The 20,277-nt window shown below is 71.9% G+C and carries 17 protein-coding genes; 16 read left to right on the top strand and 1 reads right to left on the bottom strand.

What is annotated here, in order from left to right; genetic code table 11:
* Positions 1-6 precede the first annotated feature (6 nt).
* The 16 genes from xerD (at position 7) to K6753_RS02680 (ending at position 19,275) form a co-directional block, all read left to right on the top strand.
* On the top strand, positions 7-966 hold the full coding sequence (gene xerD / locus K6753_RS02605) for a site-specific tyrosine recombinase XerD (RefSeq protein WP_425492042.1): 960 nt from the start codon (positions 7-9) through the stop codon (positions 964-966).
* Positions 967-1,290: 324 nt separating this feature from the next.
* Positions 1,291-2,145 carry a DsbC family protein gene (locus K6753_RS02610; RefSeq protein ID WP_223674617.1) on the top strand — a complete coding sequence of 285 codons (855 nt, stop codon included), beginning with the start codon at positions 1,291-1,293 and terminating at the stop codon, positions 2,143-2,145.
* Between the two features lie 117 nt (positions 2,146-2,262).
* A complete protein-coding gene (purL, locus tag K6753_RS02615) occupies positions 2,263-6,393 on the top strand; it encodes a phosphoribosylformylglycinamidine synthase (RefSeq protein ID WP_223674618.1) in 4,131 nt (1,376 codons plus the stop codon).
* 104 nt (positions 6,394-6,497) lie between these two features.
* The gene (gspE, locus tag K6753_RS02620) at positions 6,498-8,201 is read left to right on the top strand and encodes a type II secretion system ATPase GspE (protein ID WP_223674845.1); all 1,704 of its coding nucleotides are present in this window, start codon (positions 6,498-6,500) and stop codon (positions 8,199-8,201) included.
* A 133-nt stretch (positions 8,202-8,334) separates the two neighbouring features.
* On the top strand, positions 8,335-9,552 hold the full coding sequence (gene xpsF / locus K6753_RS02625; RefSeq protein WP_223674619.1) for a type II secretion system protein XpsF: 1,218 nt from the start codon (positions 8,335-8,337) through the stop codon (positions 9,550-9,552).
* Between the two features lie 124 nt (positions 9,553-9,676).
* Positions 9,677-10,138, top strand: coding sequence for a type II secretion system major pseudopilin GspG (gene gspG, locus K6753_RS02630; RefSeq protein ID WP_223674620.1), 462 nt, complete (start codon positions 9,677-9,679; stop codon positions 10,136-10,138).
* Between the two features lie 18 nt (positions 10,139-10,156).
* Positions 10,157-10,615 carry a type II secretion system protein XpsH gene (gene xpsH, locus K6753_RS02635; RefSeq protein WP_223674621.1) on the top strand — a complete coding sequence of 153 codons (459 nt, stop codon included), beginning with the start codon at positions 10,157-10,159 and terminating at the stop codon, positions 10,613-10,615.
* Entirely contained in the window at positions 10,612-11,088 is a 477-nt protein-coding gene (xpsI, locus tag K6753_RS02640; RefSeq protein ID WP_223674622.1) for a type II secretion system protein XpsI, read from the top strand. The genes xpsH and xpsI overlap by 4 nt, the downstream gene beginning before the upstream one ends.
* Positions 11,085-11,741: a prepilin-type N-terminal cleavage/methylation domain-containing protein gene (locus K6753_RS02645; protein ID WP_223674623.1), complete on the top strand. Its 657-nt coding sequence runs from the start codon at positions 11,085-11,087 to the stop codon at positions 11,739-11,741. Before xpsI ends, K6753_RS02645 begins: the two co-directional genes overlap by 4 nt.
* Entirely contained in the window at positions 11,741-12,667 is a 927-nt protein-coding gene (locus K6753_RS02650; RefSeq protein WP_223674624.1) for a type II secretion system minor pseudopilin, read from the top strand. Before K6753_RS02645 ends, K6753_RS02650 begins: the two co-directional genes overlap by 1 nt.
* Positions 12,664-13,866, top strand: a complete 1,203-nt coding sequence (locus K6753_RS02655; protein ID WP_223674625.1) for a PilN domain-containing protein — start codon at positions 12,664-12,666, stop codon at positions 13,864-13,866. The genes K6753_RS02650 and K6753_RS02655 overlap by 4 nt, the downstream gene beginning before the upstream one ends.
* Positions 13,847-14,467 (top strand): type II secretion system protein GspM, encoded by a 621-nt coding sequence (gene gspM / locus K6753_RS02660; RefSeq protein ID WP_223674626.1) that lies wholly within the window; start codon positions 13,847-13,849, stop codon positions 14,465-14,467. The genes K6753_RS02655 and gspM overlap by 20 nt, the downstream gene beginning before the upstream one ends.
* Positions 14,457-15,260, top strand: coding sequence for a general secretion pathway protein GspN (locus K6753_RS02665; RefSeq protein ID WP_223674627.1), 804 nt, complete (start codon positions 14,457-14,459; stop codon positions 15,258-15,260). The genes gspM and K6753_RS02665 overlap by 11 nt, the downstream gene beginning before the upstream one ends.
* A gap of 127 nt (positions 15,261-15,387) precedes the next feature.
* On the top strand, positions 15,388-17,547 hold the full coding sequence (gspD, locus tag K6753_RS02670; RefSeq protein ID WP_223674846.1) for a type II secretion system secretin GspD: 2,160 nt from the start codon (positions 15,388-15,390) through the stop codon (positions 17,545-17,547).
* 14 nt (positions 17,548-17,561) lie between these two features.
* A complete protein-coding gene (locus tag K6753_RS02675; protein WP_255591200.1) occupies positions 17,562-18,386 on the top strand; it encodes a glycosyltransferase family 2 protein in 825 nt (274 codons plus the stop codon).
* Entirely contained in the window at positions 18,370-19,275 is a 906-nt protein-coding gene (locus K6753_RS02680) for a glycosyltransferase family 2 protein (RefSeq protein ID WP_223674629.1), read from the top strand. The genes K6753_RS02675 and K6753_RS02680 overlap by 17 nt, the downstream gene beginning before the upstream one ends.
* Positions 19,276-19,312: 37 nt before the next feature.
* Here the strand turns inward: K6753_RS02680 and pyrF are convergent, their stop codons facing one another.
* A complete protein-coding gene (gene pyrF / locus K6753_RS02685) occupies positions 19,313-20,140 on the bottom strand; it encodes an orotidine-5'-phosphate decarboxylase (protein ID WP_223674630.1) in 828 nt (275 codons plus the stop codon).
* Positions 20,141-20,277: the final 137 nt, after the last annotated feature.

Below are 20,277 nucleotides of genomic sequence, written 5' to 3' on the forward strand. Positions count from 1 at the left end.
ATGGCCATGACCGAGCGCCCCCGCACGCCCGCGCAACGCCGGCAACTGGCGATGGCGCTGCCGCCGTTGCCCGACGCCGACAGTGGCGACATCAACCGCTTCCTCGATGCGATCTGGGCCGAGCACGGATTGGCGCGGCCCACCCTCGACAGTTACCGGCGCGACCTGGAAGGCACCGCGCGCTGGCTCGCGCCACGCGGCGGCGGGCTCGTCGTGGCTGACCGCGCTGCCCTGTTCGACTACCTGGCATGGCGCGCGCAGCAGCAGTATTCGCCGCGCAGCAATGCGCGCCTGCTGTCGGCGCTGCGCACATTCTTCGGCTGGACCGTGCGGCAGGGCCTGCGCGCAGACGACCCGACCGCGTTGCTGCAGCCGCCCAAACTGCCGCGCTCGCTGCCCAAGGCGCTGGCCGAGACCGAGATCGAGGCGCTGCTGGCGGCACCGGACGACTCCAGCCCGGAAGGCCTTCGCGACCGCGCGATGCTGGAGCTGATGTACGCCTGCGGCCTGCGCGTCAGCGAGCTGGTTGGCCTGCCAGCCACCGGGGTCAACCTGCGCCAGGGCGTGTTGCGCGTGGTCGGCAAGGGCGGGCGCGAGCGCCTGGTGCCGCTGGGCGAGGAGGCGCGGCACTGGCTGGAGCGTTACCTCGCGCAGTCGCGCCCGGCCTTGGTGGGCAAGCGCACCCTCGCGCCGCTGTTCCTGACGCCGGCGGGCGAGGCGCCTACGCGGCAACAGTTCTGGCACGTGGTGAAACGCCAGGCCGCGGCGGCCGGAATCGACCCGCGGCGCATCAGCCCGCACGGCCTGCGCCACAGTTTCGCCACCCACCTGCTCAACCACGGCGCCGACCTGCGCGCGCTGCAGATGCTGCTGGGCCACAGCTCGCTGTCGACCACGCAGATCTACACGCTGGTGGCGCGCGAGCAGCTCAAGAAGCTGCATGCGCAGCACCACCCACGGGGGTGAATGCGTTGATGGGTCCCTGGTCGACTGTAGGAGCGGCTTCAGCCGCGATCCAGTTCACGGCGTGATCCGGCCCTTCGTGCAGGAGCGAGGCAAGTCGCGATTCGCATGCGCACGACGGTCTTGGTCGCGACTCACGTCGCTCCTACAAGAGGGAGTGGATCAGCGAGTACGGTCCATCATCGCGGTCGCGGCTGAAGCCGCTCCCACGAAAGCCGCCCGCCGCCCGGTACCCACTCACCCGGCGTTCCGGCTGCGCTCGGCTACGCATGCCACAATCGCGGGCCGATCCACCGTCGCGGCCCGGCCGCACTCCAGGATGTCCCGATGAAGCGTTTGCTCCTTGTTGCGTTCAGCGCGATCAGCCTTTCGGCCTGTGCCCAGGCCCCGGATGCGCAGGCGCCCGCCGCCGCGCAGGACGGTGTGCCGGCCGCCGCCGTGGCCGCGTCGCCCAACGAGCCGACGCCGGCCGCCGGCACGCCCGAAGCGCGTGCGCTGGAGGCGATCCGCGGCCTCAATCCGAGCATCCCGGTGGAACGCATCGCCGAGTCGCCGATGCCCGGCTTCCGCGAGGCCATCGTGGGTGGGCAGGTGGTGTACGTCAGCGACGACGGGCGTTACCTGTTCCTGCCCGGCAGCGGCGGTGCGCTGTACGACGCGCAGGACAAGCGCAACCTGACCGAGTCCGCCCTGGCCGGCATGCGCCGCGACCTGCTGGCGAAGATCCCGCAGAGCGAGCGCATCGTGTTCGCCCCGCCCAACCCGGTGCACACCGTCACCGTGTTCACCGACGTGGAGTGCGGCTACTGCCGCAAGCTGCACAGCGAGATGGCCGAGTACAACCGGCAGGGCATCGCGATTGAATACCTCGCCTTCCCGCGCATGGGCCTGGGCAGCGAGGACTACAAGAAGATGGTGTCGGTGTGGTGCGCCGACGACCGCCGCAAGGCGATGACAGACGCCAAGGACGAGAAGCGCATCCCGCAGCGCGACTGCACCACGACGGTCAACCAGCAGTACGACATCGGCCGCCGCGTCGGCCTGACCGGCACGCCGATGATCCTGGCCGAGGACGGCACCCAGATGGGTGGCTACGTGCCGCCGGCCGAACTGCGCCAGGCACTGGACAAGCGCAAGGCCGAGCAGGCGCCGGTCGCCGCGGCCGCCACGCCCGCCGGCTGACCTGCCCGTCGGAACGGGCCCCTGATTCGGGCCCGACCCCGGACCATGCCGCCGGCCGGGTAGCCGGCCCGCGGCCCCGCTACAATAGCCGGCCCGTCGACACCCGGTTCCCCGGACATGATCGTCCTCGAGGGCGCTTCCGCCCTGTCCGCGTTCCGCCGCGAACGCCTCCAGTCCCGCCTCGCCGCCCTCCATCCCGACCTGCGACTGCTTGACGCCTGGCCCGTGTACTGGGTCGAGCCCGAGCCCGGTGCCACGCCCGACAGCGAGGCGCTGCAGCGCATCCTGCAGGCCGGTGGGGCGCATGCCGCGCGCAGCGAGGGCGCGGTCTCGCGCTTCGTGACGCCGCGCCTGGGCACGCTGTCGCCGTGGGCCAGCAAGGCCACCGAACTGCTGCATGGCGCGCGCCTGCCGGTGAAACGCGTCGAACGCGGCCTGCGCTACGACCTGGCCGGCTGGCCGTCCGACCCCGCCGTGCAAGCGGCGGTGGGCAAGGTGCTGCACGACCCGATGACGCAGTCGCTGCTGGAGACGGCCGATGCCGGCGCCGCGCTGTTCGCCACGCCGCCGCGCGGCCAGCTCGAGCGCATCGCGCTGGCCGACCTGGACGCCGCCAACGCGCGCCTGGGCCTGGCGCTGGCCGACGACGAGATCGCCTACCTGCGCGAGCGTTACGCCGCGCTGGACCGGCAGCCGTCGGATGTCGAGCTGATGATGTTCGCGCAGGCGAACTCCGAGCACTGCCGGCACAAGATCTTCAACGCCTCCTGGACCATCGACGGGCGCGAGCAATCGCAGTCGCTGTTCCGGATGATCAAGCACACCCACCAGCGCACGCCCGAGCACACGCTGTCGGCCTACAGCGACAACGCGGCCGTGGTGGCGGGCTACCCGGGGCGCCGGTTCCGGCCCGACCCGGACACCGGCGCCTATCGCGCCGAGGCGGAAGTGGATTCCGCGTTCTGCATCAAGGTCGAGACCCACAACCATCCGACCGCGATCGCGCCGTTCCCCGGGGCTTCCACCGGCGCCGGCGGCGAGATCCGCGACGAGGGCGCCACCGGCCGCGGCGGCAAGCCGAAGATGGGCCTGAGCGGGTTCTCGGTGTCGCACCTGCGCATCCCCACGCTGCCGCAGCCGTGGGAAGGCGAGCGCGCGCTCAACCCGCGCATGGCGCCGGCGCTTGAGATCATGCTGGACGGTCCGATCGGCGCGGCCGCGTTCAACAACGAGTTCGGACGGCCGAACCTGGCGGGCTATTTCCGCAGCTTCGAGCTGGACGAAGGCACGCATGCGCGCGCCTACGACAAGCCGATCATGCTCGCCGGCGGCCTGGGCGCGATGGACCGCGGCCAGGTCGAGAAGCTCGGCATGAAGCCCGGCGACGCGGTGGTGGTGCTGGGCGGGCCGGCGATGCTCATCGGCCTGGGCGGCGGCGCCGCCAGTTCGGTGGCGTCTGGCGAAAGCGCCGAGGACCTGGATTTCGCCAGCGTGCAGCGCGACAACCCGGAAATGGAGCGCCGCTGCCAGGAGGTCATCGACCGCTGCGTGGCGCTGGGCGCCGACAACCCGGTCGCCACCGCGCATGACGTCGGCGCCGGCGGCCTGTCGAATGCGATCCCCGAGCTGCTGCACGACTCCGGCCTGGGCGGCGTGGTCGACCTGGACCGCGTGCCCAGCGACGACCCGTCGCTGTCGCCGATGCAGCTGTGGTGCAACGAATCGCAGGAGCGCTACGTGCTCGGCGTGCCGACCGAGCGGCTGGGGGAGTTCGCCGCGATCTGCGAACGCGAGCGCTGCCCGTTCGCCGTGGTCGGCCACGCCACCGCCGAGGAACGGCTGGTGGTGGGGTATGGCGCGACGGTCGAGTCGGTGTATGGCGACGGCTCTGCTTCGACCCTTCTTCCTCCGGGAGAAGGGGCCCGAAGGGCGGATGAGGGTACGACGGAGCAGCAGAGCTCCCATGGCGTGCCCGACGCCTCGAACGTACCCGGTGGTTCGACTGCCGCCACTTCGCCGAACCCTCACCCCAACCCCTCTCCCGGTGGGAGAGGGGCTATGGATCTCCACCCGATCGACCTCCCCATGGACCTGCTGTTCGGCAAGCCGCCGAAGATGCACCGCGACACGCAGCGTCCGGGCGACGCGCCGTGGCCGGCGCTGCGCTGGGACGGGCTGGACCTGCATGACGCCGCGCTGCGCGTGCTGGCGCACCCGACGGTGGCGTCCAAGCAGTTCCTCATCACCATCGGCGACCGCAGCGTCGGCGGCCTGACCGCGCGCGACCAGCTGGTCGGCCCATGGCAGCTGCCGATGGCCGACTGCGCCATCACCTTTACCGGGTTCCACGGCTTCACCGGCGAGGCGATGGCCATCGGCGAGCGCACGCCGCTGGCGCTGCTGGATGCGCCCGCCGCCGCACGCATGGCCGTGGGCGAGGCGATCACCAACCTGTGCGCCGCGCCGGTCGAGTCGCTGGACCGCATCAAGCTGTCGGCCAACTGGATGGCCGCGGCCGGGCACGACGGCGAGGACGCATCGCTGTTCGACGCGGTCAAGGCCGTGGCCATCGACCTGTGCCCGGAGCTGGACCTGAGCATCCCGGTCGGCAAGGACTCGCTGTCGATGCAGGCGCAGTGGCAGGACGGCGGGCAGGCGCACAAGTCGGTGTCGCCGGTGTCGCTGATCGTCAGCGCGTTCGCGCCGGTGGTCGACGTGCGCGCGCAGCTGACGCCGTTGCTGGACCGCGACGAGGATTCGGAGTTGTGGCTGATTGGCCTGGGCGGCGGCAAGCAGCGCCTCGGCGGCTCGGTGCTCGCGCAGGTGCATCCGGACGCGACCGTCGCCGACGTCGGGCTGCCGGCCTTCGCCGGGCAACCGTCGGAGGACGGCAACCGCAACGGCGGCGTCCCTGACCTCGACAATCCGCAACGCCTGCGCGACTTCTTCGAACTGATCCGTGACGCGCGCGAAGCCGGCCTGCTGCGCGCCTACCACGACCGTTCCGACGGCGGCGCGTTCGCGACGCTGTGCGAAATGGCGTTCTGCTCGCGCATGGGGCTGGACATCAGCCTGGACGGGTGGGGCGAGGATCCGTTCCGCACGCTGTTCAACGAGGAACTGGGCGCGGTCGTGCAGGTCACGTCCGAGGACCGCGCGGCCTTCGCGGACCTGGTGGCGCGCCATGGCCTGATCGACTGCGCACAGCGCATCGCGCGTCCGGTCGCGAGCCGTGTAGAGGGACCGGATGCGGCCGCTACCATCCGCGTGCTGGACGACGGCGAAGTGCTGGTGGAGTGGCGCTGGGACGAGCTGTTCGACGCCTGGTGGGCGACCACCCACGCGATGCAGCGCCTGCGCGACAACCCCGAATGCGCCGATGAAGAGCGCGCCAGCGCGCGCGATTTCAACGCGCCCGGACTGGTGCCGAAGCTGGCCTTCGACCCTGCCGAGGACATCGCCGCGCCGTTCATCAACACGGGCGCGCGGCCGAAGGTCGCGATCCTGCGCGAGCAGGGCGTCAACGGCCAGGTCGAAATGGCCGCGGCGTTCGATCGCGCCGGCTTCGAGGCGTTCGACGTGCACATGAGCGACCTGATCGCCGGCCGCGTCGCGCTGGACGGTTTCGCCGGCCTGGCTGCGTGCGGCGGCTTCAGCTACGGCGACGTGCTCGGCGCGGGCCGCGGCTGGGCGACGTCGATCCTGGAACGCCCGGCACTGCGCGAGGCGTTCGAGGCGTTCTTCTCGCGCGGCGACAGCTTCGCGCTGGGCGTGTGCAACGGCTGCCAGATGCTGAGCCAGCTCAAGCCGATCATCCCGGGTGCCGGCCACTGGCCGCGGTTCCTGCGCAACCGCAGCGAGCAGTTCGAGGCGCGGCTGGGCCTGCTGGAGGTGGTCGAGTCGCCCTCGATCTTCCTGCGCGGCATGGCCGGTTCGCGCATCCCAGTGGTGGTCTCGCACGGCGAGGGCCGCGCGGCATTCGACAGCGCCGCCGACCAGGCCGCTGCGCGCGTGTCGCTGCGCTATGTCGACGGCGACGGCAGCGTGGCCGCGCAATACCCCGCCAACCCGAACGGTTCGGAGGGCGGCACCGCCGGCCTGACTAGCGACGACGGCCGCGTGACCATCCTCATGCCGCACCCCGAGCGCACCCTGCGCACCGCCAACCTCAGCTGGGCCCCGGCCGACTGGGGCGACGATTCGCCGTGGCTGCGCATGTTCCGCAACGCACGCGTGCAGGTGGGCTGAGGCGTCCACGCACAGCCGCGGGAGCGCGCGCGCGACCTGCTAAAGTCCGGCGGTCACGGGCTTAGGAGGGCGGCGTGGGCGCAACGGCGGACGCGGTGGGCGGCATGGACGGCGGCATCGACGGCAATCCCGTCGAGGACCGCATCGTCCAGGTGCTGGTCGACAAGGGGCGGCTGAAGGAGGCCGACCTCGGTCGCGCGCGTCGGCTGCAGGCCGAGACCGGTGGCAGCCTGCTCGCACTGCTGTCGCGGCTCGGGCTCGTGTCGGAGCGCGACCACGCCGAGACCGTCGCCGAGGTCACCGGCCTGCCGCTGGTGTCCGCGCAGGACGCGCCGGACCTGCCGCCCGAGGACGTCGCGCTCAGCGTCAAGTTCATGAAGCAGTTCCACGTCTGCCCGCGCCAGTCCGACGCGCAGGCGGTCGAACTGCTGATGGCCGACCCGCACGACGACTACGCACTCGACGCGGTGCGTCTGGCGATCCAGCGGCCGCTGCGGCTCAAGGTCGCGCTGCGTTCGGAGATCGACGGGCTGGTGGAGCGCTGGTACGGGCAAGGCCGCAGCGCGATGGGCGCGATTGTCGAGACCGCCGAGGGCGAAGCCGGCGACATGGACGACGTCGAGCATCTGCGCGACCTCGCGTCCGAGGCCCCGGTGATCCGGCTGGTCAACCTGGTGATCCAGCGCGCGGTCGAGATGCGCGCGTCCGACATCCACATCGAGCCGTTCGAGAACCGCCTGAAGGTGCGCTACCGCGTCGACGGCGTGCTGGCCGAGGGCGAGAGCCCGCCGCCCAACCTGACGGCCGCCGTGATCAGCCGCATCAAGATCATGGCCAAGCTCAACATCGCAGAACGCCGGCTGCCGCAGGACGGCCGCATCATGGTGCGCGTGCAGGGCAAGGAGCTGGACCTGCGCGTGAGCACCGTGCCGACCGCGCACGGCGAGTCGGTGGTCATGCGCCTGCTGGACCGCGAAACGGTGGTCTTCGACTTCAAGCGGCTGGGCTTCACCGATTCGTTCCTGCCGCAGTTCGAGAAGGTGCTCACGCAGCCGCACGGCATCCTGCTGGTCACCGGCCCTACCGGCTCGGGCAAGACCACCACGCTGTACACCGCGCTGAGCCGGCTCAATACGCCGGACGTCAAGATCATCACGGTCGAGGACCCGGTCGAATACCAGATCGAGGGCATCAACCAGATCCAGGCCAAGCCGCAGATCGGCCTGGACTTCGCCCACGCGCTGCGCAGCATCGTCCGCCAGGACCCGGACATCATCATGATCGGCGAGATGCGCGACCTGGAAACCGCGCGCATCGCGATCCAGTCCGCGCTCACCGGCCACCTGGTGCTGAGCACGCTGCACACCAACAACGCCGCCGGCGGCATCACCCGCCTGCTCGACATGGGCGTGGAGGACTACCTGCTGACGTCCACCGTCAACGGCATCCTGGCCCAGCGCCTGGTGCGCCGGCTCGAGCCCGTGCACGCCGAGCGCTACCCGGCGAGCCCGGAGGAGATCGACAAGTTCGGCCTGCGCCGCCTGCAGCCCGAGGGCGAGATCTTCCTGTACCGCCCGCGCGGCTCGGACATCGCCCCGACCGGCTACCAGGGGCGCACCACGATCATGGAATTCATGGTGATGGACGACGCCCTGCGCCGCGCCGTGATGCGCCACGCCGGCATGGGCGAACTGGAACAGCTGGCCCGCGAGGCCGGCATGCGCACGATGTACGAAGACGGCATCGCCAAGGCACTGGCGGGGCTGACGACAATCGAGGAAGTCCTGCGGGTGACGGAGGAGGCGTGAGTGTCGGGTCGGTCTGTGGACCATCCCTTCAGCCGTCATCGCCGTTCTTCGTTGGAGTAGGACCCGCGAACCAGGCGCCGCCGTCTCTTTGAATTTCCCAGCCCCTGGTCCCTAGTCCCTGGCCTCTCAATCCATGCCCCTCTACACCTACAAAGCCCTCAACACCCGCGGCGAGTTGCTCCACGGCCAGATGGAGGCCGCCAGCGATGCCGAGGTCGTGCAGCGGCTGCAGGAGCAGGGCCACCTGCCGGTGGAGGCGCGGCCGGCGGGCGAGGGCGGAGGCGAGGCGGGCTGGCGGGCGCTGCTGAAGCCGCGGCCGTTCGCGGGTGCGCGGCTGGTGCAGTTCACGCAGCAACTGGCGACGCTGCTGGGCGCGGGCCAACCATTGGACCGCGCGCTGACCATCCTGCTGGAGCTGCCGGAAGACGAGGCCGCCAAGCGCACCGTCACCGAGGTGCGCGACGCGGTGCGCGGCGGCAGTTCGTTGTCGACCGCGCTGGAACGCCAGCACGGCACGTTCTCGCGGCTGTACGTGAACATGATCCGCGCCGGCGAGGCCGGCGGCAGCCTTCACGAGACGCTCGCCCGCCTGGCCGATTACCTGGAGCGCAGCCGCGCGCTGCAGGGCCGGGTCATCAATGCATTGATCTACCCGGCCATCCTTCTGGTGATGGTGGGGCTGAGCCTGCTGTTCCTGCTGGGCTACGTGGTGCCGCAGTTCGCGCAGATGTACGAAAGCCTGGACGCCGAGCTCCCGCTGTTCACCCAGGTCGTGCTGGGCGTTGGCCTGTTCGTGCGCGACTGGTGGATCGTGCTGGTGGTCGTGCCGGTGCTGGCGCTGTGGTGGGTCGACCGCAAGCGCCGCGACCCCGCCTTCCGCGAGCGCCTGGACGGCTGGCTGCTGCGGCGGCGTTTCTTCGGCGCGCTGGTGGCCAAGGTCGAGACCGCGCGCCTGGCGCGGACGCTGGGCACGCTGGTGCGCAATGGCGTGCCGCTGATGGCGGCGCTGGGCATCGGGCGCAACGTCATGGGCAACCGGGTGCTGGCGGCCGATGTCGCGGCGGCGGCCGAGGAGGTCAAGAACGGCGTCGCCCTGTCGACCGCGCTGGGCCGCGGCAAGCGCTTCCCGCGGCTGGCGCTGCAGATGATCCAGGTCGGCGAGGAGTCCGGTGCGCTAGACACCATGCTGGTGAAGACCGCCGAGACCTTCGACCACGAAACCCAGCTGGCGCTGGACCGCATGCTGGCCGCGCTGGTGCCGCTGGTGACCGTGGTGCTGGCCGGCGTGGTGGGTGTCGTCGTGCTGGCGGTGCTGACCCCGCTGTACGACCTGACCGGCGCGGTGGGGTGATCGCCCAGCTGAACCGTTCCAGTTGTCCGGTCCCGCCTGAACGCGCCGCGCGCACCCGGGCGGTTCCGCATCGGTCGCCGGCCGGGTACGGTCGGCTTCTTTCCACGCACACGGATGGACTCATATGCGCAATGCCCCGTTCCGCTCCCGATCGGCCAACCCCCGATCGCTGACCCGCTCGCCGTCGCCGCTGCGGCAGGCCGGCATGAGCCTGATCGAGATCATCATCGTGATCGTGCTGATCGGCGCCGTACTGACGTTCGTCGGCTCGCGCGTGCTGGGTGGCGCCGACCGCGCCAAGGCCAACCTGGCCAAGTCGCAGGTCACCACGCTGGCGCAGAAGGTCGAGTCCTTCCAGATGGACACCGGCCGCTTCCCCGCCACCCTGGACGAGCTGGTGACCGAGCCCGGTAATGCCGCCGGCTGGCTGGGCCCGTACGCCAAGTCCACCGAGCTGCTGGACCCGTGGGGCAACGAGATCGTCTACCGCGCGCCCGGCGAGAGTGGCCCGTTCGACCTTGTGATCCTGGGCAAGGACGGGCAGGTGGGCGGCAGCAGCTACGACGCCGACATCGCCTACGAGTAAGCACGCGGACCGCCACCCATGAAACGCCGCCGCGCCCGCGGGGTGTCGCTGCTGGAAATGCTGCTGGTGGTCGCGCTGATCGCGGCCACCACGCTGCTGGCAGCGGCTGCGCTGGGTGGCGGCTTCCGCGGCATGCAGTTGCGCTCGACGGCCAAGGAAATCGCCGCGCAGCTGCGCTTCACGCGTGCACGCGCGCTGTCGACCGGGCAGCCGCAGCGCTTCGTCATCGATCCGCGCGGCCGGCGCTGGGAAGCGGCCGGCAGCCGCGACGGCGAAATTCCCGAGGCCATCGGCGTGAGCTTCTACGGTGCGCGCCAGGTGCAGCCCAGCGCCGGCGAGGGCGCGATCGTGTTCTTCGAGGACGGCGGCGCCACCGGCGGGCGGGTGCGGCTCAACGTGGGCGACGCCGCATGGGACATCGACGTGGCGTGGCTGACGGGCGAAGTGCGGATGCGGCGCGGGAGTGACGAACCGTGAGTCCCTGCATCGCGCCCATTCGCTTTCAAATCGAATCGCGCAGTCCGCGAACCCAGTCCGGCTACACCCTGATCGAAGTCATCGTTGCCTTCGCGCTGCTGGCGCTGGCGTTGACGCTGCTGCTGGGCACGCTGTCGGGTGCCGCGCGCCAGGTCGGCTGGGCCGGCGATGCCGGGCGCGCGGCGCTGCACGCGCAATCGCTGCTCGACCAGCAGGGCATCAGCGAGCCGATCCAGCCGGGTGAACGCACAGGCGAGTTCGACGACGGCCGCTACCGCTGGACGCTCGGCGTGACGCGCTGGACCGACCCGGCGCTGCCGCCCGCCGACCCGCAGCCGGTCGCCAGCAGCAACCGGCTGTATCGCCTGCACCTGGCGGTGGTGTGGGGCGACGGCGGCCCCCGCCAGCGTCTGGACCTGCAGACGCTGCGGCTGGTGCAGGCGTCCGGCCTGCAGTCGGAGGCATTCCCGTGAGGTACGGCCGCACGCCCGCACGTGAATCGCGCGGCTTCACCCTGATCGAGGTGCTGCTGGCCACCGTGCTGCTGGCCGCCGGGCTCGGCATCGCGTTCGCCACGCTGACGGCCGCCACGCGCACCGTGCAGCGCGGCGAGGCCATGGCCGCGCGTGGCGAACGCGAGCGCGCGGTGCTCGGCTTCCTGCGCGGCCGGCTGACCGGCACCCGCCCGGTGGCCTTCGCCAGCGACCCCATCAACGCGCTGCCGCAGCGCTTCATGGGCACGTCGGGGCGGATGCGCTTCGTCGCCGACCTGCCCGATTATCTCGGGCGCGGCGGGCCCTACCTGCACGACTTCGCCATCGAGGACGACGGCGAACACGTGCGGGTCGTGCTGTCGCTGTCGATGGTGCAGGCCGGACTGACGGTCGAGGAGGACACCCCGGTGCGGCCGGAAGTGCTGGTCGAAGGGCTGCAGTCGGCGAGCTTCCGCTACCGCGCGCTCGACGGCGAAGGCGGGGTCGGCCCGTGGCAGGACGAATGGGAGACCCACGAACAACTGCCACTGCTGGTCGAAGTGCGGCTGGTGGACGCCGACGGCCGCGCCTGGCCGCCGCTGGTCGTGGCGCTGCCGCAGGCCGGGCTCGGGTTCGGCGGGGTGGCGTTCTGATGCGTGTCGCACGCGCCCGTCGATCGCGTGCCTGTGCACGTGCGCGGACACGCACGCGCGGTGCCGCCCTGCTGCTGGTGCTCTGGCTGATCACGTTGCTGACGGCGCTGGTCGGCGGCTTCGCGCTGGTCGCCCGCATCGAAGCGTTGCAGGGGCGTGTGCTCGCCAGCGGCGCGGCGGCGCAGGCGGCTGCGCGCGCCGGGCTGGAGTACGCGCTCACTCGCGTCGACCACGCCGACCCGCGGCTGCAGTGGCGGCCCGACGGCTCGCCGCAGGCATGGCAGTTCGGCGCGGCCGAGGTCGAGGTGATGCTGGTCGACGAGAACGGCCGGGTCGACCTCAACCACGCCGACTACGCACTGCTGGAAGCACTGCTGCGGCGCGTGGGCGTGGAGGCCGCGCCGGCGCAGCGGATGGCGGGCGCAGTGGTGGACTGGCGCGATCCCGATCCGCTCACCCAGCCCGCCGGCGGCGGCGAGGACGCCGACTACGCGTCGGCTGGGCTGCCGTACGGCGCCAAGGACGCGCCTTTCGAAAGCGTCGCCGAACTCGAGCAGGTGCTGAGGTTCACCCCGGAGGTGTACGACCTGCTGCGGCCGCACGTCACCGTGTTCAGCGGCCGCGCGCGGCCCGATGCCGCGTTCGCTTCGGCCGAGGTGCTGGACGCGATGGGGATGGACGGCGCGCAGGTCGTGGAGGCGCGGCGCCAGGTCGACCCGGTGACGGGCCGGCCGCTGGGCGCGCTGCCGTCGGAAACGGGGCTCGTCGTGGGCAGTCGGAGCGGCACGTATAGTATCCGCAGTCGTGCGCGGCTTGCCGACGGCCGCGAATCGGAACTGCGGGCCGTCGTGCGCGTAGGTGGCAGTGCGGTGCCGGGGATGGCATACACCGCGCTGCAATGGGAGGAAGGAGCTTCGCCGCGATGACACCGTTGAGGGACCGCCTTGGGCCGATCGGCGCCCGGCTCCGGCCGGGTGCGGGCGGCACGTTGCGCGCGTTCCTGGCGTGGTGGGCGCAGGCGCTCGCGTCGTGGTTGCCGGCCGCCTGGCGCCAGGCGCTGGGCATGGATCGCGGCCGCCTGCTGCTGCATGTCGACGGCGACGACCTGACGCTGCGCCTGCACCGGGGCGGCGGCATCACCGACCTGGGGACGGTGCCCGGCCTCGCGCCCGAAACGGACCTGGCCGGCCTGGCCACGCCCGCGACCGACCCCTTGGCCCGCCTGCTGAAGCCGCGTGTGGCCGAACTGCCGCGCTGGCTGTTCCTGCCCGCGGCCAGCGCGTTGCGTCGCCGCCTGGTGTTGCCGGCGGCCGCGGCGGACCGGCTGCGCGACGTGGTCGGCTTCGAGATCGACCGGCAGACGCCGTTCGCGCCCGCCGATGTCGCCTTCGATGCACGCGTGCTGGGCCGCCGCGAATCCGATGGCCAGCTCGATGTCGAACTGGTCGCCGTGCCGCGCAGCGCGATCACGCCGCAGACCGCCGCGCTCGGCCCGCTCGCCAGCACGCTGGCGGGTATCGACGTCGCCGCGGCCGACGGCGCGCCGCTGGGCGTGAACCTGCTCGCGCCGGCCGACCGCCATCGCCACCGCGACCCGTGGCGCACGTGGAACGCGGTACTGGCCGCCGTCGCCGTGCTCGCCTGCGGGCTGATGCTGTGGCAGGTGCTGCAGAACCGTCGCGCCGCCGCGGATGCCTTCGAGCAGCAGATTGCCGCGCAGGCGCAGGCCGGCCGCCGCGCCGCGGCCGCGCGCCAGCAGCTCAACAGCCTGGTGGCGGGGCAGGCGTTCCTCGACCGTGCCCGCGCCGAGCGCCCGGTGGCGGTGGAGGTGATCGACGAACTCGCCCGCCGCCTGCCCGACGAGACCTACCTGGAAAAGCTCTCGATCGAAGGCCAGCGCCTGATGCTGATCGGCCTGAGCAACGAGGCCGCCGCGCTCGTCGGGCGCCTGCAGGGCAGCGCGCTGTGGCGCTCGCCGGCGCTGGCGGGTGCGTTGCAGCCCGACCCGGCCAGCGGTCGCGACCGCTTCACCCTGACCGCCGAACTGGTTCCGCCCACGCCCGTGCCGGCGCCCGCCGCGCCGCGCCCGGCAACGGAGGCTGCCGATGCCGACGCGTCCCGCTGACCGCGACCGCTGGCTGGCGCTCGGGCTGCTGCTGCTCGCGCTGGCACTGGCCTACGCGGTGCTGGTGCACCCGTGGTGGACGGTGCCGATGCTGGACGCCGAGCAGCGCATCGAGTCGCTGCAGCAACGCGAGTTGCGCCTGCGCATGCAGGTGCAGCAGGCGCCGCAGGTGCAGCAGCGGCTGGTCGAACTGCAGGCGCGGCAGGGCGAGGACGCGGGGTTCCTGCCCGAGTCCAACGCCGAACTCGCCACCGCGGCCCTGATCCAGCGGCTGGAGACGGTGGTGTCGATGGCCAGTCCGGGCAACCGCAGCTGCGCGATCACCAACCGCTCGCCGCTGCAGGCCGCCACCCGCGAGCCCTTCACCCGCGTCACCGTGCAGGTGCGCATGCGCTGCGGCAACGGCGAGCTGGCCTCGGTGCTGCACGCACTGGAAGGCGGCTCGCCGCGCGTGTTCGTCGACAACCTCAACGTGCTGGTGCAGCGCATGTACTTCGCGCCCGGCACCGGTGCGCCGCGCGGCGACGGCGGCCTGGAAGTGACCTTCGACCTGTATGGCTACCTGCGCCCGGCGGCTGTGGAGGCGACCGGTGCGGATTGAGGACGCCGGCGTGCGCACGGGCTGGCTGGCCACGGTGGCGGGCTGGGCCGTCATCGGCTGGGTGCTGGCAGTGGCCGGCATGGGCGGCCGCGTCGACACGCTGCCCGACGACCCGACGCTGCTCAAACCGCTGCCGCCACTGCCGCCTGAGCGCGCCGACCGCCTGGGCGCGCTCAACCAGTACGACCAGTTCGTCGACCGGCCGCTGTTCAGCGCCGACCGCCGGCCGCATCCGTTCTACCTGCAGGGCGAAGGCGAGGCGGAGGGCGATTCGCCGTTCGACTTCGTCCTGACCAGCGTGCTGATCACGCCGACGGTGAAGCTGGCGATCCTGCAGCCGGCCGATGGCAGCCAGCCGGTGCGCGTGCGCCTGCAGGAAGCGCCCGAGTCGCACCCGGCCTGGCAGCTGGTGGCGCTGGGCGCGCGCAGCGCGGTGTTCGAGGGCCCCGAAGGCCGCCGCGAACTGGCGCTGCGGGTGTTCGACGGCGTCGGAGGCGAGCCGCCAACGCAGGTGTCGGGGCCGGACACCCCGGGCGCGACGCCCAGCCAGCCACGACCCGCCCTGCCCGTCGCCCCGCCGCTCTCCCCGCCGCCCGGTGACGCCGCGCGCCCGGCGCTTGCTCGCCCCGCGCCGCGCAGCGCGGACGATGCCGGCGGCGCGCCCGCCAGCGAAGACGCCGCCCCGATGACCGACCAGGCGCAGATGGATGCGATCCGCCAGCGCATCCAGGCGCGCCGCGAACAATTGCGCCGGCAGAACGCCAACCCGCCGCCGCCCCAGCCCGTAGAGTGATGCGATGAGTCCACTGCCCACGCCGCGCGCACGCGCCCTTCCCGCTCCAGCCCGCCCGAACGATGCCGCGCCGTCGGCGGTCGCCCGGGCGGCCCAGCGCAGCGTGCTGGCGGTGGCGGTCGCCGCGATGCTGGCCTCCTGCGTCAGCACGCCGGTGCCCAACGTGCGCCGGGATGGCGACCCGGCCGCCATGCGCCGCGCGCAGGCAGGTGCCGCCGCGCAGGACGCCGGGGGCGTCGACGTGGAAGCGATCGAGCCCGACGACGTCGGCCCGCGCCCGCAGATCCGCCGCGGCACCGGGCAGGTGATCAACCGCAGCGCCGCCGGTGCCGCCGCGCCGGACCTGGGCGGCACCTCGGGCGCGGCCACGTTCAACTTCGAGGGCGAGTCGCTGCACGCCGTGGTCAAGGCGATCCTCGGCGACATGCTCGGCCAGAACTACGTCATCGCCCCGGGCGTGCAGGGCACCGTGACGCTGGCCACGCCCAAGCCGGTGAGCCCGGCCAGCGCCATGAACCTGCTGGAGATGGTGCTGGGCTGGAATAACGCTCGGATGGTCTACAGCGGCGGGCGCTACAACATCGTTCCGGCCGACCAGGCGGTGGCCGGCAACGTCGCCCCGCGCACCGGCCCGGCGTCCACCGCGCGTGGGTTCGAGTCGCGCGTGGTGCCGCTGCGCTACATCTCCGCCGAGGAGATGAAGAAGGTGCTGGAGCCGTATGCGCGGCCCAACGCCATCGTCGGCGTCGACAACGCACGCAACGTGATCAGCATCGCCGGTACCCGCGCTGAGCTGGAGAACTACCTGCGCACCATCGAGATCTTCGACGTCGACTGGCTCAGCGGCATGTCGGTGGGCGTGTTCCCGCTGCAGTCGGGCAAGGCCACGCGCGTGGTCGCCGACCTGGAGAAGGTGTTCGGCGAGGACAGCGAGTCGCCTGTGGCCGGGATGTTCCGCTTCATGCCGCTGGAAGGCGCCAACGCGGTGCTGGTCATCACCTCGCAGGCCGATTACCTGGACGACATCCAGCAGTGGCTGGAGCGCATCGACGGGGCTGGCGGTGCGGTGCAACTGTTCGCGTATGAACTCAGCTACATCAAGGCCAGCGACCTGGCCGAGCAGCTGGCGCAGGTGTTCGGCGCCGGCGGCGGTTCCAGCAATGAGGGGGGCGGTGGTCCGCCCTCGCTGATGCCGGGCCTGGACCCGGTAGAACTGCAGGATGGCGAGCGAGGCAGCACCGCGACCATCGGCGGCAAGGATGGCGGTATGTCCGACGGCGGCATGTCGGGTGGCGGCCTCGGCGACGGGCAACTGTCGCTGGACCCGCGCAGCGGTGGCAACGGCAGCGTCACCCTGGAGGTCGACGGCGACCGCGTCGGCGTCTCGGCGGTGGAGGAAACCAACACCCTGCTGGTGCGCAGCAGCCCGCAGGCGTGGCGCTCGATCAAGGACGTCGTCGATCGGCTCGACGTGATGCCGATGCAGGTCCACATCGAGGCGCAGGTGGTCGAAGTGCAGCTCTCGGGCGCACTGGAGTACGGCGTCAACTGGTTCTTCGAGCGTGCCGTCACCGATGCAGGCCTGCCCAGCGCGGTCGGGCGCGATACGTGGAGCACGCTGGCCGGCAGCGTGCAGTCGGTGGTGGGCGACCCGGCCGGCCTGGCGTGGACGTTCCTCGGGCGCAACGCCGCGGCGATCATCAGCGCGCTGGACCGGGTGACCGACCTGCAGCTGCTGCAGACGCCGTCGGTGGTAGTGCGCAACAACGTCGAGGCCACGCTCAATGTCGGCAGCCGCATCCCGATTTCATCGGTGACGGTGAACCCCGGCCTGGGCGGCAATGACACGATCAGCCAGGTGCAGTACCTGGACACCGGCATCATCCTCAAGGTCCGCCCGCGCGTGACGAAGGACGGCATGGTGTTCCTGGACATCGTGCAGGAGGTGAGCACGCCCGGCACGGTCGCCGACCAGAACGGCAACGTGCGCATCGATACCCGCCGCCTCAAGACCGAGGCCGCGATCCAGAGTGGCGATACGGTGATGCTGGCCGGCCTGATCAGCGATGGCGTCAATCGCACCGGCTCGGGACTGCCCGGCCTCAGCCGCATCCCCGTGATTGGCGGGCTGTTCGGCGCGCAGACCTCGCGCACCGAGCGCAACGAGGTGATCGTGCTGCTGACCCCGACCGTCGTGCGCAATCCGCAGGAAGCCCGCGACCTCACGGACGAGTACGGCCGCCGGTTCCGCGCGATGGAGCCGCTCAACCGCGCGCCGCGCGACTGAACACCGTGTCGGACCTGCCCATCGTCGTGGTGCCGCTGAGCGCCGACGACGACGCGCTGGATGCCTGCCTGGCCGCGCTGGATGCCGGCACGCCCGCGGGCACGCGGGTGTGGCTGGCCGACGACGCGCAGGCCGGCCCGCGCGGTTATGCGGTGATCGAGCAGTGGATGGGCCGCACCGCCCTGCGCGCCGACTACACGCGCCGGCCGCGCGGCGTGGGCGAGGTTGCGCACCTGGATGAAGTGCTCGGCGCGTGCGGCGACGCCGACGTCGCCGTGCTGGCTTCGGACAGCCGGCCGTTGCCGGGATGGCTGGAGCGCATGGCCACCTGCATGGCGGCCGACGGCGCCATCGGTTCGACCACGCCCTGGAGCAATGCGGGCGAGGCGGTGGCGTGGCCGCGCGTCGGCGAGATCGCACCGCCGCCCGTCGATGGCGAGCGCCTGGCGCGTGCCGCGGCGGCGATGCCCGCACTGCGTCCCGAGCTGCCGGCCGCGGTCGGCCATGCCGTTCTGCTGCGCGGTGCCGCGCGGCGGCGGGCCGGCGGACTGGACGCAACCAGCTACGGGTCGTGGTACGCGGCGCTGATCGACCTGTCACTGCGCCTGGCCGGGTTGGGCTGGCGCAACGTGCTGTGCGAATCGGCGTTCGTCGCCCGCGATGCCGAGGGCGTGCCGTTCGACGGCGACATGGAGCGCCTCGCGGTGCGCTGGCCGGACTGGCACGCGCGGCTGGCGAACTTCCTCATGCACGACCCGCTGCATGCAAGCCGCCAGCAACTGGCACACCTGCTGGACACCATCGGGCCACCGGAGCCGCAGCGTGACCTCTTCGTCTGACCCCGCGGTGGCGCGCGCCGGCGGCATCGCCGCGGTGGTAGTGACCTATCTCAGTGCCGAGACCATCGACGCCTGCCTGGCGCGGCTGCGCGCGGCCGACGGCGTAGCCGCGATCCGCGTGGTCGACAACGGCCCCACCGAGCCCCATCGCGACGACGGCACGCTGGCCATCGTCCAGCGCCACGCACTGGCCGACCCGCGCGTGCGCTTCATCGCCAACCCCGACAACCCGGGATTCGGTGTCGCCTGCAACCAGGGCGCCCGCGCGGCACTGGAGGACGTGCCCGGCGTGGACTGGCTGGCCTTCGTCAATCCCGACTGCCTGGTCGAGGCGGACACGCTGGCGCGGATGCGTGAACTGGCGGCAGGCCATTCGCCGTGTCTGCTGGGCGCGGACCTGGTCGACGAAGCGGGGCATCGCGACGCGGCGGCGCGGCGCAGCGACCCCGACTTTGCGCGGATGCTGGGCCGGCTGTTGCGGCCATCGCAGCGAGGCACCGCGGTGCGTCGGGACGATGCGCGCGACCTGCAGCCGGTGGATGCGGTGTCCGGTGCGCTGATGCTGGTGCCGCGCTCGCTGTTCGAACGCATCGGCGGCTTCGACGAGGGCTATCGCCTGCACGCCGAGGACCTCGACCTGTGCCGCCGCGCCCGGCTTGCCGGCGCCTGCGTGGCGGTCGCCAACCGCGTCACGGTCGTGCATGTGCGCGGCGTGTCCAGCCGTTCGCGCCCGGTGTTCGTGGAGTGGCACAAGCACCGCGGGCTGTGGCGTTACTTCCGCAAGTTCGAAGCGCCCCGGCGCGGCATCGCCACGCGCATCGCCGTGTTCGCCGCGATCTGGCTGCGCTTCCCGCTGGCCGTCGCGCGGGCGGCGTGGCGCGCGCACTAGTAGTGCTCCGTCGTTACAGGCGCGGGCGGCGCCGACTTCAGCGGTAGAGGTTGATCTCGTCGCGCAGCGTCCGTGCCGCGGCCGCCGCGGCATCGGCGTAGTCCTCGCCGGCTGAGGCGTACAGCACGGCCCGCGAGCTGCTGACCACCAGCCCGGTGCCATCGGCGGTGCGGGCGTTCTCGACCACGGCCTGCACATCGCCGCCCTGCGCGCCCACGCCCGGCACGAGGAAGGGCATGTCGCCGACGATCGCGCGCACCTCGCGCAGCTGCGCAGGCCACGTCGCGCCGACCACCAGCATGCAGTTGCCATGGCCGTTCCAGTCGCGCGCGATGGTGCGCGCGACCTGCTGGTACAGCGGCCGCTGCGTGCCGTCGTCGCCATTGACCACGAGGTCCTGCAGGTCGCCTGCACCCGGGTTGGAGGTGCGGCACAGGATCACCACGCCGCGGTCGCTGCGCTCCAGGAACGGCTCGACCGAATCGCGGCCCAGGTACGGGTTGGCGGTGACGGCATCGGCCGCGTAGCGGTCGAACGCCTCGCTGGCGTAGTGCCGGGCGGTGCTGCCGATATCGCCGCGCTTGCTATCCAGGATGACGGGGATGCCGGGATGCGCGGCGTGGATGTGCGCGATCAAGCGCTCCAACGCGTCTTCTGCACCCAGCGCGGCGAAATGCGCGATCTGCGGCTTGAAGGCGCACACGTACGGCGCGGTGGCGTCGACGATGTCGCGGCAGAACGCGAACACCGCATCCGGATGGTCGTTGAAGCGCGCCGGGAACTTCGAAGGCTCGGGGTCCAGTCCCACGCAGACGAGCGTGTCGGCGTCGGTCCAGCGCTGCCTGAGTGCCTGCATGAAACCCATCGTCGTTCCTCGCAAATCCCGGTTCCGTAGGAGCGGCTTCAGCCGCGATCGGATGTCTGTCGAAGCGCGCCGTTTCCACGATCGCGGCTGAAGCCGCTCCTACAGCGCACCATTCAACTTGCCAGCATGCGTCCACG

Source organism: Novilysobacter selenitireducens, assembly GCF_020026895.1.
Taxonomy (GTDB): Bacteria; Pseudomonadota; Gammaproteobacteria; order Xanthomonadales; family Xanthomonadaceae; genus Lysobacter_C; species Lysobacter_C selenitireducens.